The sequence below is a fragment of the Gulosibacter molinativorax genome (assembly GCF_003010915.2).
In the GTDB taxonomy this organism is placed as follows: Bacteria; Actinomycetota; Actinomycetes; order Actinomycetales; family Microbacteriaceae; genus Gulosibacter; species Gulosibacter molinativorax.
The window spans coordinates 667479-683342 of sequence record NZ_CP028426.1 but is presented as its reverse complement, the minus strand read 5'-3'; the positions used below and the strand labels follow the sequence as shown (position 1 = coordinate 683342).

The following is a 15864-nucleotide window of genomic DNA, read 5'->3' as shown; positions in this document are numbered from 1 at the left end:
GAGTTTTTTCCTCAACTCAGCACTGCATCGGCGCAATTACAGCGCAGACACCGGAAGAGACTCGGCGTGTCGCGCGCGTCCCAATTCGCAAACCGCACCGCCTTGTGGCAAGATAAATCTTCGTTATGGGCCATTAGCGCAGTGGTAGCGCGCTTCCTTCACACGGAAGAGGTCACTGGTTCGAACCCAGTATGGCCCACCATCAGATCACTCGGTCAGCCGTCCATGTCGGCCTCGGAGAGCCATTTCTGCGGCCACCAGCACCGCAATCCGCGCGGCCGCCGGCACCGCCATCGCTGCCCGCGCCAGCGCAGCCATCCCCGCGGGCCTGAGCGTCCTGCTCTTAACCCTCACGCATCCTGAATCCGCGAGATCGTCACCTTCTCGTTGATGTCTCGTAAGCGACACTTCGCGTAACAACGCCGGCCTTGGTGATAGTGCGCAGTAGCGTGAAGCCGGACCGTCTCCGGTCTCTAGTCTCAAATCGCAACGAACTGAGGACCTCATGTCAACTTCACCCGCAACACCGAGGCTCGCACATCGACTCGGCGCCGAAGCACTTGGAACTTTCTGGCTCGTGTTTGGCGGTGCTGGCTCAGCGGTACTCGCCGCAAAATTCGTCGGTGACGACCAAATCTCCGTCGGAATCGGACACCTGGGTGTCGCCCTCGCCTTCGGCCTTACTGTCCTGACCATGGCCTACGCTGTCGGGCACGTATCCGGTGGGCACTTCAACCCTGCAGTCACGCTAGGCCTCGCGGTCGCGAAGCGCTTCGAGTGGCGCGACGTGCTCCCCTACGTGATCACGCAGGTCATCGCCGGTGCGCTCGGCGCAGCCGTGCTGTGGCTCATCGCATCGGGTCAGCCAGGCTTCGAACCCGGCGGTTTCGCCTCGAACGGCTACGGCGAACTCTCGCCCGGCGGCTTCAGCCTCGTCGCCGTACTCATCGCCGAGATTGTTCTGACCGCCTTCTTCCTCTTCATCATCCTCGGTGCGACCGACGACCGTGCCCCGGTCGGATTCGCCCCGATCGCGATCGGTCTCGGCCTCGCCCTCATCCACCTAATCTCGATCCCCGTCTCGAACACCTCGGTGAACCCGGCACGCTCGACCGCAACCGCGCTGTTCGGCGGCGGCGAGTACCTCGGCCAGCTCTGGATGTTCTGGGTCGCACCGCTCATCGGCGCGGCAATCGCCGGCCTCACCTACGCCATCATCACGGGTGTGAAGCGCGAGGCGCTCGACATCTCGGGCGAAGTCGAGGACAACAACTAGAGCAAACGCCAGCTAAAGAGGCCAGCAACTAAAACAACTATCAACTAACACCAACAACCAACAACCAACAACCAACAACCAACAACTAACAAGCACAGAGCGAAACGCCACACCGTTAGCGACATCTCGCTGTCACCCAGATTTCGCTCCCACTCACACCCCACTCATAAAAAAACGTGCCCGACGAGTTTGCACTCGACGGGCACGTTCTTTCGCAGGCGCCTAGGCGGGGTTCTTAACCAGCGTCGTGGCTGCGGCACCGGTGGATGCGATGAGTCGCGACACAGAGCGCAGGTACTTCTTGCGGTACCCGCCCTCGATCATCCCGCCACCGAAGATCTGGTCAAGCGGGTGACCGGAAGCGATGACCGGAATCTGCGCGTCGTAGACGCGGTCGATGAACGCGACGAAGCGGAGCGCCTCTGCCTGGTTCGTGAGTTCCTTGACGTCGTCGATCGCGATCGTGTCGATGCCGTCGAGCATCCGCACGTACTTCGAGGGATGCACCTGCGCGAGGTGGTCCACGATCTCCCGGAACGAGTCACGACTCACGGTTTCACCGGCCTCCGCACGCGCCGAAACCGCAGCATCCATCTCATCGGCAGGAGTGACGACGGCCGCACCCTCAACCGCACGACGACGGAAGTCGACACCATCGATCCGGACCGTCTCGAACACATCCGCGAGCTTTGTGATCTCCCGAAGAAAGTCCTGCGCGGCGAAGCGACCCTCACCGAGCGCGTTAGGCGGGGTGTTCGAGGTCGCCATGACGCACGTTCCGGTCGCGACCAGCTCGCCAAGGAGCTTCGACATGACCATCGTGTCGCCCGGGTCGTCGAGCTCGAACTCGTCGATTGCGATGAGCGACGCACCCGTGAATGCCTTAACCGCATTCTGGTAGCCGAGCGCACCGACGAGCGCGGTGTACTCAATGAACGTGCCGAAGTACTTCCGGCCGGGATACGCGTGCCAGGTCGAAGCGAGGAGGTGGGTCTTGCCGACACCGAAGCCACCGTCGAGGTACACGCCGGGCTTCGAAGTGCTCGACTTCTTGCTGAACAGGATCCGTGAAAAGAAACCGCGGCCGCTCGAACTCGAGCCCTTGACGTCGTTCGCGAAGGCACGAGAGATCTCGACCGCCTCGGCCTGCGACGGGTAATCGTCATCAGGAATATACGAGTCGAAGCTCGCGGTCTTGAACTGAGGTGGCGGGACGAGTGCCTTGACCATGTCGTCGGCCGTCATGTGAGGGACCCGGTCGGTTAGCTGGACGATGCCACCTGATGCCACGAAACGCTCCTGCGTAATCTCAAAACTCGGACACTCCAGGGTACGCGGGAATCGCGCGAGAATTAAGCTCTCAGATAACCCGGCCGACATATTCCGGCTTGCGGCTCGCAGGCTCGTCTAGCCTGGGAGCGCGTTATCACCGACCCAGGAGAGTTTTCGTGAGCATTGAAATTGATCCGCACCCGAAGTTTGCCGAGTACGCGCACCCCGAGCGGCTCGTGTCGACGCAGTGGCTGGCCGAAAACCTCGACCGCAAGGGCCTCGTCGTCGTCGAGTCCGACGAAGACGTGCTGTTGTACGACACCGGTCACATCCCGGGATCGGTGAAGATCGACTGGCACACCGACCTCAACGATGAAGTCGTGCGCGATTACGTGGACGGTGAATCGTTCGCGAAGCTCCTCGGCGGGCTCGGCATCGCCCGTAACGACACGGTCGTGATCTACGGCGACCGGTCGAACTGGTGGGCTGCGTACGCGCTCTGGGTGTTCACCCTCTTCGGCCACGAGGATGTGCGACTCCTCGACGGCGGCCGCGACAAGTGGATCGCGGAGGGTCGCGAGCTGACCCGAGAGGTACCGAGCCGCGAGCTCGTCGAGTATCCGATCATCGAGCGCAACGACGCACCCATTCGCGCTACTCGCGAGCACGTGCTCGAGCACCTCGAAGCGAGCGGCCCGCTTCTCGATGTCCGCAGCCCGCTCGAATACTCGGGCGAACGCACGACGATGCCGGACTACCCCGACGAGGGCGCGCTCCGTGGCGGCCACATCCCGACCGCGAAGAGCGTGCCGTGGGCACGCGCCGCGGCCGAGGACAGTACGTTCAAGACTCGTGCCGAGCTGGAGGCCATCTACCAGGACGAGCTCGGCTACAAGCCCGAAGAAGACCTGATCGCATACTGCCGCATCGGCGAACGCTCGAGCCACACGTGGTTCGTGCTGCAGCACCTCCTCGGTTTCGAGAATGTGCGCAATTACGACGGTTCCTGGACAGAGTGGGGTTCGCTCGTCGGTGTGCCGATCGTGAAGGGCGAAGAGCCGGGAGAGCTGAAGACCCGATGAGCGCACTCCCCCAGCAACTCGCTGAGATTCGCGAGGATTTCCTCGCCGTCCCTGATGCCGACAAGCTCACGCTCCTCCTCGAGTTCTCGGATGAGCTGCCCGAAGTCCCCGAGCAGTATGCCGATGTCGAGTTCGAGCAGGTGATTGAGTGCCAGTCACCGGTGTTCATCACGACGGAGGTCTCGGACGACGGTCGCGTGCAGATGTTCGCGAAGGCGCCCGCCGAGGCACCGACCACGCGCGGCTTTGCGTCGATTCTCGTGCAGGGTTTGAGCGGCCTCACCACGGAGGAAATCCTCGACGTCCCTGCCGACTTCCCCTTCGACCTCGGCATCACGAAGCAGGTTTCACCCCTGCGCCTTCGCGGTATGGTCGGGATGCTCGGCCGAGTCAAGCGCCAGGTCAAGGAACACCTCGACCGCCAAGCATCCCAATAATCAGATAACGAGGAACCACCCGTGGCGATTGCAATCGACGCGATGCCAGACCCGGAGCGCCTGCGGGTGCTGGCGTCGCGCAGCGGTACTGCACCGCAGGAACTCGACCTCCGCGATCCTGCGGTTGATGAGCGCATCCGCGAGCTCTATTCCCCGCCGCGCCCGCACTGGGTGCGGATGAATATGATCGGTTCCCTCAACGGTCGGGTGACGGGGTCGGACGGTACCTCCGACTCGCTCTCGAATCGCGCCGACCGTCGCATCCTCTCGGTGATTCGGCGCATGAGTGACGCGATCGTCGTCGGCGCCGAGACGGTCCGCAACGAGCGGCACCTCTCGACCAAGCCGACGTGGCTGTGCGTGGTCACCGCTTCCGGGAATCTCACGGGCCATCGCATCTCCGAGGCGGATGCGGCGGAGTCAGTACTCGTGTGCTGCCCTCCGGATGCGCGTGGAGAGGTCGAGCGCACCATGCCCGGGGCACAGATTCAGGCGCTCGAGCCGCAGGGCGGGCGCATCGCGCTCGAGGAAGTAATCGCAGCGCTCCGCGAGCGCGATCTCCACCAGATCGTGGTCGAAGGCGGCAATCGGCTCATCAGCCAGTTCCTCGATGAGGGGCGCCTCAACGAGATCTGCCTCACGCAGGCCCCCGTGTTCGCGCCCAATGAGGCGACCTCGCTTCCCGGGTCGGTCGCGGGCACGAAATTCGAGCGCGAGCTTCTCCTCGAGGACTCGGCCGAGTTCATCTACCAGCGACTGGTCACGACGCTCTAGCCCCGCATCCGACTCAGCCCCGCTCATCCAACCACTGCCCGACCACGCGCTCCCATCGCTGTGGCTCGCGATTCCAGAGCCGAACGTGCCGGGCACCCGCGAATTCCTCGTACTCGACGAACTCGGGAATTGTCTTCGCGAGCGTGCGGCTGGGGCCGACCGGCACGACGGTGTCGCCCGCGGAGTGCAGCAGGAGCACCGGCACATCGACCTCGTGGGCACGGGCGACGAGGTCGACCTCGTCGAGGTTGATCGGCTCCTTCAGCTGCAGAAACAGCCGACCGGCCTGTGAACTCAGCAGCCAGTTCGCGAATCGCTTCGATTCATCGGGGACCCGGCGCACGATCGGCTGATACTCGAGCGTCGCGCGCCAGTCGACGCCGGGCGACTCGAGCATGATGCCCTCCACTAGCGGACTGTATCGCGAACGGAAATACGTCTGGGTCACGATCGTCCCGCCCATCGACCAACCGACAAGCAGGATGCGCCGCGCGCCACGACCGACCGCCCACTCGATCGCCGCATCTACGTCCCGCCACTCGGTGAGCCCGAGGCCGTAGTGACCTCCGGGCGCGGAGGGCGCCCCGCGGTCGTTTCGGTAAGTGATGACGAGCGAGTTCCAGCCGCGCGCCGCGGCCAGCGGCACGGTGCGCAGCGGCTCGACTCGGGTTGCGCCGCGGCCGTGCACGTGAATGATCCAGTGGCCGGGTTTCGGCTCGGTCGCGGGGATCTGCCACGCAACCGCAGGGCCAAGCTCGGTCGGGTAGGTGACTTCCTCCCACGGCAGACCGAGATCCTTGATGCCCCGCTGCGGCGCCGACATCACGCGCAGCCGCTTCGTGCCCCGAATCGGGATGCCGTCCACCCCGTGAAACCTTCGCGTCACGGTCGTCGCAGTCGCGTCGACGGTCTCGTCGAGGATGGCACGCCCGAGGCCGTGCGCCCACGAGAGCGTGTACTGGCCGGCCTGCTCGGACTCGAGCGTCCGCTGCAGCTCAATCGTGCCTGAACCGGGCGTGCTCGGATCCTCGTTGACCGCATACACGTGCACGTTCTCCGGTGCGGTTGGGCGGCTCGTCACGACATTCTGCGCGAGCAAGACCCCGAGCCCGCCGAGGCCCGCATAGGTGAGGCCCGCGGATCCCGCGAGAAACGCGCAAAGGTTGAGCGGCCACCTGATCGATCGAGCCATACTTTCCGTTCCGTCCCCTTCGTCATCGGCGCGCCTGCGAAATGCTTCCCCAGCGCTTGCCTACCCTCGGTCTCGTGGTGGTCAGTTTGCATCCAGTACCGGCGGAGTTCGATCGCGCCGCAGAGTCAATCCGGGCGGTCGAGTTCCGGAGCGACCTACGCGTGCAAGAAATTCGGCCGCCCGAAGATCTCGCGCCAAATTCATTGGCGCTCGCCGCCGATGTTAGCCCTGGTCAGCTTGAAGGCGACTCACATTTCGGCACCGGCCGATTCATCATGTTGCACGACCTGTCTGAACCGGAGGCATGGCGCGGACAGTTTCGGGTCGTGTGCTTCGCGCAGGCCCCGCTCGAGACCGATATCGGCGCGGATGCGATGCTCCCCGATGTCGCGTGGTCCTGGCTCATGGATGCGCTCGAGGAGGAGCAGGCAGACTACGACTTCGCGTCGGGCACAGTAACTGTCGTGAACTCGAAGGGCTTCGGCGAACTCACCGAGCAGGGTGAGGGCTCGCAGATCGAGATGCGCGCATCTTGGTCTCCGCAGTCGGACGACCTCGCACCGCACGTCGCGGCGTGGAGCACCCTGCTCTGTATGCTGAGTGGCCTGCCGCCCGTCGATTCTAAAGAGGTCCCCGCCATCCGACACATCGCCAGGAACCATGGCCGCGGTTGATGCCCGCCGCGAGGCGCGAGGCGACCTCGACGTCATCGACACCGAGGCCGAGCTCGCAGCCGGAATCGACCGGCTCCAATCGGGCCACGGCCCTGTCGCGATCGACACGGAACGAGCCTCCGGATTCCGCTACTCCGACCGCGCCTACCTCGTGCAAATCTTCCGCCGCGGCACCGGCACGCTACTGATCGACCCCATCCCGTTCGGCTCACTCGCGAATGTCGCCGAGGTGATTCAGGGCGAGCAGTGGATACTCCACGCGGCGACGCAGGATCTCCCGTGCATGCGCGAGATCGATCTCAACCCCACGAACCTGTTCGACACCGAACTCGCCTCGCGCCTCCTCGGGAAAGACCGGGTCGGCCTCGGCGCGGTCGTCGAGGACCAGCTCGGCATCGAGCTTGCCAAAGCGCACTCGGCAGACGACTGGTCGACCAGGCCCCTTCCGACCTCGTGGCTGGCGTATGCTGCGCTCGACGTCGAGCTACTCGTGGATGTGCGAGACCGCATCGCGGAGGAGCTCGTGGATGCGGGCAAGGACGAGTGGGCGCGACAGGAGTTCGAGTACCTCCTCAACTTCCGGCCGAAGCCGCAGGATCCCGAACGCTGGCGACGCCTCGCTCGAGGCACGACGCTGCGCCAACCGCGGCAGCTCGCGGTGGCACGGGAGCTGTGGTTCGCGCGCGACGAGTACGCAAGCGAGACCGACACGGCTCCGGGGCGGATCGTGCCTGACCGCGCGCTCACCGCCGCAGCGGCGGCGCTCCCCCGCACTCGCGGACAGCTCGCGGCGCTGAAGGAATTCAACGGGCGGGAATCGCGCTCACAGCTCGATCGCTGGTGGGCCGCCGTCGAGCGAGGCCTTGAGACCACCGATCTACCAAAGCGAACAACGAGGACCGGCAACGGGATCCCGCATCCGAAGAGTTGGGAACACAAGCGGCCCGAGGCCGCCGAACGCTTCAAGGCGGCGCGTCCCGCCGTGGCTGCACGTGCCGAGGAACTGCACGTTCCCACGGACAACCTCCTCACCCCCGCATTCCTTAGGCAGGTGTGCTGGGAGCCCTCCGGCGAGAGCGCTGAATCGATTTCTCGTCAGCTCGCTAGGCTTGGAGCGCGCGAGTGGCAAATCAACATCACTGCACCGATCATTGCCGACGCATTTGTTGACGCCCAATAAATACGCGTTGCTCAACTAGTACACCATGCATAAGATTGTGACTTGAGTTGCCCGCGAGGATGCGGGCTAAAACTGGCTAAGGAGGATACGTGACCGGATCCGAGGTCTATTACATCGATGGTGCTCGCACACCGTTCGGCCGAGCCGGAGAGAAAGGGATGTACTGGCAGACGCGCGCCGATGACCTCGTGGTCAAGGCAATGCGCGCCCTGATCGAGCGAAACCCCGAAATCCCCACCGATCGATACGACGACGTGGCGATCGCCGCGACCACCCAGCAGGGTGACCAGGGGCTAACTCTCGGCCGCACCTCGGCGCTGCTCGCGGGTCTGCCCAACAGCGTTCCTGGGCTTGCAATCGACCGAATGTGCGCCGGTGCGATGACCGCAGCGTCGCTCATGGGCGGTGCGATCGGCTTCGGCCAGTACGACGTCGCCATCGCCGGTGGGGTTGAGCACATGGGCCGCCACCCGATGGGTCTCGACGCCGATCCGAACCCGCGCTTCGTCTCGGAGGGAATCGTCGAAGCCGACGCCCTCAACATGGGCAAGACCGCCGAGCGCCTCCACGACCGTTTCCCGGAGCTCACGAAGGAGCGCGCCGACCACTTCGCGATGCGCTCGCAGCAGAAGGTCGCCGCGGCCTACGGCGCCCGCAAGTTCGAGCGCGATCTCGTGCCGGTGGCCCTCGAATCCACGAACGGATGGGGCCTCGCGACGCGCGATGAGCATCTGCGTCCCGACACCACGATGGAGGGGCTGCGCGACCTGAAGACCCCGTTCCGCCCGCACGGAAAAGTAACCGCTGGCAACGCCTCGCCGCTCACCGACGGGGCGACCGCATCCATCCTCGCGTCGAAGCAGGCCGTCAAGAAACTCGGCCTCAAGCCCCGGATGCGCCTGGTCTCCTTCGGTTTCGCGGGCGTCCAGCCCGAGGTCATGGGCCTCGGGCCCATCCCGTCGACCGAGCGCGCGCTCGAGCGTGCCGGACTCAAGATCGACGACATCGGGCTCTTCGAACTCAACGAAGCCTTCGCCGTGCAGGTGCTCTCGTTCCTCGACCACTTCGGTATCGCGGATGACGACCCGTCGGTGAACCCCTACGGCGGCGCGATCGCGATGGGACACCCCCTCGCCGCGAGCGGCGTGCGCCTCATGATGCAGCTCGCCAACCAGTTCGAAGAGCACCCTGAAGTCCGTTACGGCGTCACCGCAATGTGCGTCGGCCTCGGCCAGGGCGGCACGATGATCTGGGAAAACCCGAACTGGAACCGCAAGAAGCACGCACGAGCAGGAAAGTAGACACGGCCTTGAAGATTCAGACATTCGATCCCAGCTACTACGACGCGCTCGTCAAGCCCGTCGAGGGTGAGGTCATCACCGAGGCGAAGGTGCGCGACATCACGCTGCCCTCCGGCAAGGTGATCGCCCTCATCACGCTCGACAACAACCACGACTACAAGCGTCCGAACACCCTCGGACCGAACACGCTCGTCGGCCTCGGCACGACCCTCGAGATCCTGCGCACCCGTGCAAAGGCGAAGGAAATCGACGCCGTCGCGATCACCGGCAAGCGCTTCAGCTTCGCCGCGGGCGCCGACCTCTCGCTTGTCAACCAGATTGCGAGCCCCCGCGAGGGTCGGCTCCTCGCCGAGCTCGGCCACAACTCCCTCGGGATGCTGGGCGACATGGGCGTCCCGAGCTTTGCGTTCATTAACGGACTCGCGCTCGGTGGTGGCCTCGAGATCGGGCTGAACTCGAACTACCGCACGATCGACGCATCTTGCCCGGCCATAGCCCTCCCGAGGCCTACCTCGGGCTTGTCCCGGGCTGGGGTGGCGCGAGCATCCTCCCGAACCTGATCGGCATCGAGAACGCCCTCAAGGTCATCATCGAGAACCCGCTCAAGATGAACCGGACGCTCAAGGCGGCCCAGGCGCTGGAGCTCGGCATCGTCGACCGCCTTATCGAACCGATCAACTTCCTCGAGGACTCGCTGAAGTTCGCCGATGCCGTGCTCACTGGCAAGGAGAAGGTCTCGCGACCGAACCAGCCGGGCAAGCTCGAGCGCGTCGCGAAGTGGGACATTGCGATCAAGATCGCCCGCAAGTCGGTCGAATCGAAGCTCGGCACCGTACCGGTCGCGCCGTTCCGCGCGCTCGACATCCTCGCACTCGCGAAGCACAACGACCTCGCGCAGGGCTTCGAAGCCGAGAACGACGCACTGGGCGAGCTCATCACGGGCGACCAGTTCATCGCGTCGATGTACGCGTTCGATCTCGTGCAGAAGCGGGCGAAGCGCCCCGCGGGTGCTCCCGACAAGTCCCTCGCGCGGCCGGTATCCAAGGTCGGAATCGTTGGCGCGGGACTCATGGCGACGCAGTTCGCAACCCTCTTCGTGCGCCGCCTGCAGGTTCCGGTTGTCATGACCGACCTCGATCAGGAGCGCGTCGACCGGGGCGTCGCCGGCGTCCATGCCGAGCTCGACAATCTCGCGGCGAAGGGTCGCCTCGACTCCGACACGCACAACCGCCTCAAGGGCCTCGTGTCGGGTACGACCGACCGCAGCGAATTCGCCGACTGCGACTGGGTCATCGAGGCCGTGTTCGAAGAAGTCAAGGTCAAGCAGGATGTGTTCATCGACCTCGAGAAGATCGTGGCCGAGGATGCGATCCTCGCGACCAACACCTCCTCGCTTTCGGTGGATGAGATTGCCAGCGTCCTCCAGCGCCCCGAGCGCTTCGTCGGTTTCCACTTCTTCAACCCGGTCGCGGTGATGCCGCTGATCGAGGTCGTGAACGCCACTAAGACGAACGAGGCAACCGTGGCCACGGCAATGGCGGTTGCGAAGAACCTGAAGAAGACGGTCGTGATCACCCGCGACCGTCCGGGCTTCGTGGTGAACCGCGTGCTCGCGAAGGTGCTCGGTGAGTCGATGCACGCCGTCGACACGGGCACGCCGATCGAGGTCGTTGACTCCGCGCTCGCCCCGATGGGCCTGCCGATGACGCCGTTCGAACTCCTCGAACTCGTGGGGCTCAAGGTCGGGGTGCACGTGCTCGAGTCCCACCACGCGCCGTTCCCGGAGCGCTTCTTCGAGTCGGCCAACCTGGACAAGCTCGCCGACGCCGGCGCGAAGCTCATTGAGCGCAACGGCAAGGGCGAGAAGACGGGGTACACCAAGGAGTTCAAGCAGATCGTCGGCACCGACGGCAACTCCCCCATGACCGCCGAGCAGTTCCGCGACCGGGTCGAGACGGGCCTCGCCGAAGAGATCCACATCATGCTCGAGGAGCAGGTCGTGGCCGGCGTCGAGGACATCGACCTCTGCCTCATCCTCGGTGCGGGCTTCCCGCTCTACTCGGGCGGCATCACGCCGTACCTCGACCGAGTCGGCGCGAGCGAGAAGACCTTCGGCGGCACGTTCCACACCCCGCAGATCCGCGGCGTAGGGGCCCAGCAATAGCGAGCTCTCTTCGCTAGCGCGAGGGGCGAGAACCTTGAGTAGCGACCGCAGGTCGCATATCCAAAGGCTCTCGCCCTAGCCGTTTTCCCGTCGCCGAACCGGCTGCCGCAAGATCGTCCGCAGCTTCTCCGGCACCGTTTTTCGCGCATCCGAGAGATAGACCTCGTGGTGCGACCCGGTCATCTCGAGCCCCTGCTCCGGAATGAACTCCTCGTGCATTCGCTGCAGCACCGGGCCCTCATCGTCATATGGCCCGACGTGGAGGGTCTGCACGCTGAGTCCCTCCTCGAACGAGCCGAATCGCAGCCGATCTAACGCCGCGAGCGACTTGGCCCGCGCATCCTCGATCGCCTCGGCGATGATCTCCGCGGTGACGTAATCGGGCTGGGCGATCATCATGGTCCAGTCCCAATCGTCCTTCCGGCGATCGACGAACGAGGACATGTCTGCGGCCGTCCACAAGCCCTCGAGTGGCGCGACCGTGTGCTTCCGCTCGAGACGAGTCTTACAGATTCTCCGTGCGCCGTAGCTCACGGTGTATAGCGCCTGGAGTGCCGCCCCGTACTCGGCCGACGAGTTGGGGTCACCGTGGCCGTCAACCTGCAGGTATACCAGCTCCGGCACCTCGACGAGCGTGAACTGTCCGCGCTTGGCCGTGTACAGCTCGCGGTGGACCCGCTTGAGGTCGAGGTTGTCCATGTTTGCCATGCTGTCACACACCTTGCCGACCTACCATGAAAGCAATCGCGCCCGGCGACTGAGAAGCCGCGGAGACGGATGTCAAGGAGATGACGGGAGGCGCGGATGGAGTGGTTACGCGAGTTCGCATGGCTCGCCTGGATCGGCGCCGCGCTCCTTCTCGGCCTCGTGGAGGTCGCGTCGCTCGACTTCGTGTTCGTAATGCTCATGGTTGGTGCGCTGGCCGCCTCGGGCACGGCATTCTTCGGCGGCACGCTCGTCGCCCAGGTGCTCGTGTTCGCCGGGGTCTCGGCGCTCCTGCTGATGGTCGTGCGACCGATCGCGCTGCGCAAGCTCAAGCCGGCGGGACCTGGCGAGCTCACGAACGCCGACGCGTACGTGGGGCGCGACGGCGAAGTACTCGAGACCGTGACCGGCCGCGACGGTCTCATCAAGGTCATCGGCGAGACCTGGAGCGCGCGCAGTTACGACCCAGACAAGACCGTGGCCGTCGGTCAAAAGATTCGCATCGTCCGCATTGACGGCGCGACCGCGATCGTTGAGGAGGCATCCTGATGCCCGGATTTACCGTGGGCGACATTGTCCTGTTCGTCGTCCTGCTACTCGTTATCTTGTTCACCGTGGTCGTTCTTGCACGGGCTGTGCGAATCGTGCCACAGGCCACCGCGCTCATCATCGAGCGACTCGGCCGCTACAACCGGACCCTGCATCCCGGACTTCACTTCATCATCCCGTTTATCGACCGCGCGCGAGCCAATGTCGATCTTCGCGAGCAGGTCGTCTCGTTCCCGCCGCAGCCGGTGATTACCTCCGACAACCTGGTCGTGAGCATCGACACCGTGATCTTCTTCCAGCCGACCGATCCGAAGGCCGCGACCTACGAAATCGCCAGCTATATCCAGGGTATCGAGCAGCTCACCGTCACGACGCTCCGTAACGTCATCGGCTCGCTCGATCTCGAGGAGACCTTGACGAGCCGCGATCGCATCAACAGCCAGCTGCGCGGGGTGCTCGACGATGCGACCGGACGTTGGGGCATCCGAGTGAATCGCGTCGAGCTGAAGGCGATCGATCCGCCGCCGAGCGTGCAGGAGTCGATGGAGAAGCAGATGCGCGCCGAGCGTGACCGGCGCGCGACGATTCTCAATGCCGAGGGCATCAAGCAATCCGAGATCCTCCGCGCCGAGGGTGACAAGCAGGCCCAGATCCTCCGCGCCGAAGGTAACGCCCAGGCGCAGATTCTCGAGGCGCAGGGCGAGGCGCGCGCGATCCTGCAGGTGTTCGACGCGATCCACCGCGGGAACGCCGACTCCAAGCTCCTCGCGTACCAGTACTTGCAGACGCTGCCCGAGATCGCGAAGGGTGACTCGAACACGATGTGGATCGTCCCGAGCGAGCTCGCGAAGGCGCTCCAGGGAGTCGCGGATGCGCTCGGCACGCAGGTGCCGGGGAGGGAATCCGACCTCGATGCCCCGCCGAGCGGACTTCGCGAAAACCGGCAGGGCGAGCACACCGACATCCGGTTCGAGGAACACGGGCTCGAGGACCCGGATGAGGCGCTCCGAAAGGCGCACAAGGATGCGGCGACCGCGACCGAGGAGGCAGAGGTCGCCGAGCGGTCCGCGCCGGGTTCGGGCGCTCGCCCGACCGCCGCAACTACTCCAGCGGCCGGCTCCGATTCAGCTGCGATACCTGATCAAAATCCGTAATCACTGCCTCGTCGGCGAACTTGTCCACGCTCGGCACCTCGGGCCGAGCGTGTGGGATGCGCGTGCCGAGTACCTGGTCGACGACGTCGCGAGCGATCTGCCGGGAGGTGAGTCCCGCATCCTCGAGAATCTGCCCGCGCGAAGCGTGCTCGAGGAAGGCATCGGGCAGCCCGAGCTCGGTCACGGGCGTGTCGACCTCGGCCTCGCGAAGCGACTGCCGGATGCGCGTGCCGACGCCGCCGACCTTCACGCCGTCCTCGATGGACACGACGAGGCGGTGGTCGCGGGCGAGGTCGATGACTGATGCGGCGACGGGCACGACCCAGCGTGGGTCGACGACGGTGACGCTGATCCCCTGCGCCTCGACGAACTCGGCGACTTCGAGTGCGATTTCGGCCATCGACCCGACTGACACGATCAGCACGTCGGGACTCGAGCCGGCACGCAGAATATCGACGCCGTCCGCGAGCCGTACAACCGCCTCGATCTCGCTGCCCACCTGACCCTTCGAGTAGCGCAGCAGCGTCGGGCCATCATCGACGGCCACGGCCTCGCGAAGTTCCTCGCGCAGCCGGGTGGCGTCGCGCGGAGCCGCAACGCGCATCCCCGGCACGATCTGAAAGAGCGCGAGATCCCACATCCCGTGATGACTCGGACCATCCGGACCGGTGACCCCGGCCCGGTCGAGCGCGAAAGTGACGGGCGCCTTGTGGAGCGCGACGTCCATGAGCACCTGGTCGAACGCGCGGTTCATGAAGGTCGCGTAGATCGCGACGACTGGATGTAGCCCGCCGTAGGCCATGCCCGCGGCCGAGGCGACCGCGTGTTGCTCGGCGATGCCCACATCCAAGACACGATCGGGAAACGCGGCCTTCATCGGCGCGAGGCCAACCGGCCGCAGCATCGCCGCGGTGACGCCGACGATGTCCTCTCGCTCGTGAGAGAGCTGGACCATTTCCGCGCCGAATACGCTTGTCCACGACTCGCCGGTCGCAGCGCGCAGCGGCGAACCCGTCGCGGGGTCGATCTGCCCGACAGCGTGGAACTGGTCGTTTCGGTCCTCGGTCGCGGGGCGGTATCCGTGCCCCTTCTCCGTGATCGCGTGCACGATGACCGGGCCCGGGTAGCGCTTCGCCTGCTGCAGCGCCTCCTCGAGTGCGAGCTGATCGTGACCGTCGATTGGCCCGAGGTATTTGATGTCGAGGTTCGAATAGAGCCGGTCGACGTTTGAAAAGCGCGAGAGGAAGCCGTGCATCCCGCCCCGGACCGCGCGAAACACGCTGCGTCCAAGCTTGCCGCCTACCCGCGAAAAAGCCTCGCCGGAGCGCCGCTGCAGGTCGGTATAGGTCTGGTCGGTGCGCACCCGGTTGAGGAAGCGTGCGACTCCGCCAATCGTGGGTGCGTATGAACGACCGTTGTCGTTCACGACGATGACCATGCGGCGGCTGTTGTCGTCCGAGATATTGTTGAGCGCCTCCCACGTCATGCCGCCGGTGAGCGCGCCGTCGCCGATCACCGTGACGACCGTGCGATCGTCCTCCCCCGCGATATGCCACGCGCGCGAGATGCCGTCGGCCCAGCTCAGCGAGCTGGATGCGTGCGAGGACTCGACGATGTCGTGTTCCGATTCGGTGCGCTGCGGGTAGCCCGCGAGGCCGTCGCGCTCACGGAGTCCGTCGAAGTCCTGCCGGCCCGTGACAAGCTTGTGCACGTACGACTGGTGACCGGTGTCGAAGATGATCGCGTCGCGCGGCGACTCGAACACGCGGTGTATTGCGAGGGTGAGCTCGACGACCCCGAGGTTCGGACCCAGGTGCCCGCCGCTGCGGGAGACATGCTCGATCAGGAATTCGCGAATCTCGCTGGCCAGCATGCGAAGCTCGCGCGAGCTGAGTGACCGGAGATCTTCGGGCCCGTGAATATTCGGAAGGATCGAGCTACCCACTGCATCCCCTCACTCCCTCGGCTGGCGACTCAAGCGGTCACCCGATAGTGCCCCATCCTAACGCCACGTGAACGACGCTGGCTTGCGGGACTCGATCTGGCCCGCCGGACAGTAGGCCGGGAAACGACAAGCGCCCCGTCAAACCGAAGTTCGACGGGG

The 15864-nt window shown here is 65.0% G+C and carries 13 protein-coding genes, 1 tRNA gene and 1 pseudogene; 11 read left to right on the top strand and 4 right to left on the bottom strand.

Features of this window, described 5'->3' with window-relative positions:
- Positions 1–127: 127 nt before the first annotated feature.
- Positions 128–202, top strand: a tRNA-Val gene (locus GMOLON4_RS03285).
- 303 nt (positions 203–505) lie between these two features.
- Positions 506–1276 (top strand): aquaporin Z, encoded by a 771-nt coding sequence (gene aqpZ / locus GMOLON4_RS03280; RefSeq protein WP_035731793.1) that lies wholly within the window; start codon positions 506–508, stop codon positions 1274–1276.
- 222 nt (positions 1277–1498) lie between these two features.
- On the opposite strand, the gene zapE is transcribed toward aqpZ, so the two are convergent.
- Positions 1499–2521, bottom strand: a complete 1023-nt coding sequence (gene zapE, locus GMOLON4_RS03275) for a cell division protein ZapE (RefSeq protein ID WP_245575357.1) — start codon at positions 2519–2521, stop codon at positions 1499–1501.
- Positions 2522–2724: 203 nt separating this feature from the next.
- Between zapE and GMOLON4_RS03270 the strand changes: the two genes are divergently transcribed.
- The 3 genes from GMOLON4_RS03270 to GMOLON4_RS03260 are packed head-to-tail and all read left to right on the top strand — an operon-like array spanning position 2725 to position 4841.
- Positions 2725–3630, top strand: a complete 906-nt coding sequence (locus GMOLON4_RS03270; protein WP_026935988.1) for a sulfurtransferase — start codon at positions 2725–2727, stop codon at positions 3628–3630.
- Entirely contained in the window at positions 3627–4067 is a 441-nt protein-coding gene (locus GMOLON4_RS03265) for a SufE family protein (protein WP_026935989.1), read from the top strand. Before GMOLON4_RS03270 ends, GMOLON4_RS03265 begins: the two co-directional genes overlap by 4 nt.
- Before the next feature lie 21 nt (positions 4068–4088).
- Entirely contained in the window at positions 4089–4841 is a 753-nt protein-coding gene (locus tag GMOLON4_RS03260) for a dihydrofolate reductase family protein (RefSeq protein WP_051266131.1), read from the top strand.
- 13 nt (positions 4842–4854) lie between these two features.
- Here GMOLON4_RS03260 and GMOLON4_RS03255 read toward each other — a convergent pair whose 3' ends face one another.
- Positions 4855–6033 (bottom strand): alpha/beta hydrolase family protein, encoded by a 1179-nt coding sequence (locus GMOLON4_RS03255; protein ID WP_051266134.1) that lies wholly within the window; start codon positions 6031–6033, stop codon positions 4855–4857.
- A gap of 56 nt (positions 6034–6089) precedes the next feature.
- On the opposite strand from GMOLON4_RS03255, the gene GMOLON4_RS03250 reads away from it, so the two are divergent.
- The 4 genes and pseudogenes from GMOLON4_RS03250 to GMOLON4_RS03235 all read left to right on the top strand — a co-directional run bounded on the left by GMOLON4_RS03250 (position 6090) and on the right by GMOLON4_RS03235 (position 11352).
- On the top strand, positions 6090–6707 hold the full coding sequence (locus GMOLON4_RS03250) for a DUF3000 domain-containing protein (protein WP_265576766.1): 618 nt from the start codon (positions 6090–6092) through the stop codon (positions 6705–6707).
- On the top strand, positions 6694–7887 hold the full coding sequence (locus tag GMOLON4_RS03245; RefSeq protein ID WP_026935991.1) for an HRDC domain-containing protein: 1194 nt from the start codon (positions 6694–6696) through the stop codon (positions 7885–7887). Before GMOLON4_RS03250 ends, GMOLON4_RS03245 begins: the two co-directional genes overlap by 14 nt.
- Positions 7888–8045: 158 nt before the next feature.
- On the top strand, positions 8046–9188 hold the full coding sequence (locus GMOLON4_RS03240) for a thiolase family protein (RefSeq protein ID WP_245575358.1): 1143 nt from the start codon (positions 8046–8048) through the stop codon (positions 9186–9188).
- Between the two features lie 14 nt (positions 9189–9202).
- Positions 9203–11352, top strand: a pseudogene (locus GMOLON4_RS03235) (3-hydroxyacyl-CoA dehydrogenase NAD-binding domain-containing protein).
- A gap of 75 nt (positions 11353–11427) precedes the next feature.
- On the opposite strand, the gene GMOLON4_RS03230 reads toward GMOLON4_RS03235, so the two are convergent.
- Entirely contained in the window at positions 11428–12060 is a 633-nt protein-coding gene (locus GMOLON4_RS03230; protein ID WP_322745135.1) for a GyrI-like domain-containing protein, read from the bottom strand.
- Positions 12061–12156: 96 nt separating this feature from the next.
- On the opposite strand from GMOLON4_RS03230, the gene GMOLON4_RS03225 reads away from it, so the two are divergent.
- Both GMOLON4_RS03225 and GMOLON4_RS03220 read left to right on the top strand, forming a co-directional pair.
- Positions 12157–12606 (top strand): NfeD family protein, encoded by a 450-nt coding sequence (locus tag GMOLON4_RS03225; RefSeq protein ID WP_026935995.1) that lies wholly within the window; start codon positions 12157–12159, stop codon positions 12604–12606.
- Entirely contained in the window at positions 12606–13760 is a 1155-nt protein-coding gene (locus GMOLON4_RS03220; RefSeq protein ID WP_051266140.1) for an SPFH domain-containing protein, read from the top strand. The genes GMOLON4_RS03225 and GMOLON4_RS03220 overlap by 1 nt, the downstream gene beginning before the upstream one ends.
- Here the strand turns inward: GMOLON4_RS03220 and dxs are convergent.
- Positions 13708–15705 carry a 1-deoxy-D-xylulose-5-phosphate synthase gene (dxs, locus tag GMOLON4_RS03215; protein WP_051266143.1) on the bottom strand — a complete coding sequence of 666 codons (1998 nt, stop codon included), beginning with the start codon at positions 15703–15705 and terminating at the stop codon, positions 13708–13710. The two genes, GMOLON4_RS03220 and dxs, sit on opposite strands and share 53 nt — an antisense overlap.
- Between the last annotated feature and the right edge of the window lie 159 nt (positions 15706–15864).

Coding starts and splice junctions, on each gene's coding strand:
- aqpZ (WP_035731793.1), top strand. CDS start 506: ATGTCAACTTCACCCGCAACACCGAGGCTCGCACATCGACTCGGCGCC.
- zapE (WP_245575357.1), bottom strand. CDS start 2,521: ATGACGGCCGACGACATGGTCAAGGCACTCGTCCCGCCACCTCAGTTC.
- GMOLON4_RS03265 (WP_026935989.1), top strand. CDS start 3,627: ATGAGCGCACTCCCCCAGCAACTCGCTGAGATTCGCGAGGATTTCCTC.
- GMOLON4_RS03255 (WP_051266134.1), bottom strand. CDS start 6,033: ATGGCTCGATCGATCAGGTGGCCGCTCAACCTTTGCGCGTTTCTCGCG.
- GMOLON4_RS03245 (WP_026935991.1), top strand. CDS start 6,694: ATGGCCGCGGTTGATGCCCGCCGCGAGGCGCGAGGCGACCTCGACGTC.
- GMOLON4_RS03240 (WP_245575358.1), top strand. CDS start 8,046: ATGTACTGGCAGACGCGCGCCGATGACCTCGTGGTCAAGGCAATGCGC.
- GMOLON4_RS03230 (WP_322745135.1), bottom strand. CDS start 12,060: ATGGCAAACATGGACAACCTCGACCTCAAGCGGGTCCACCGCGAGCTG.
- GMOLON4_RS03225 (WP_026935995.1), top strand. CDS start 12,157: ATGGAGTGGTTACGCGAGTTCGCATGGCTCGCCTGGATCGGCGCCGCG.
- GMOLON4_RS03220 (WP_051266140.1), top strand. CDS start 12,606: ATGCCCGGATTTACCGTGGGCGACATTGTCCTGTTCGTCGTCCTGCTA.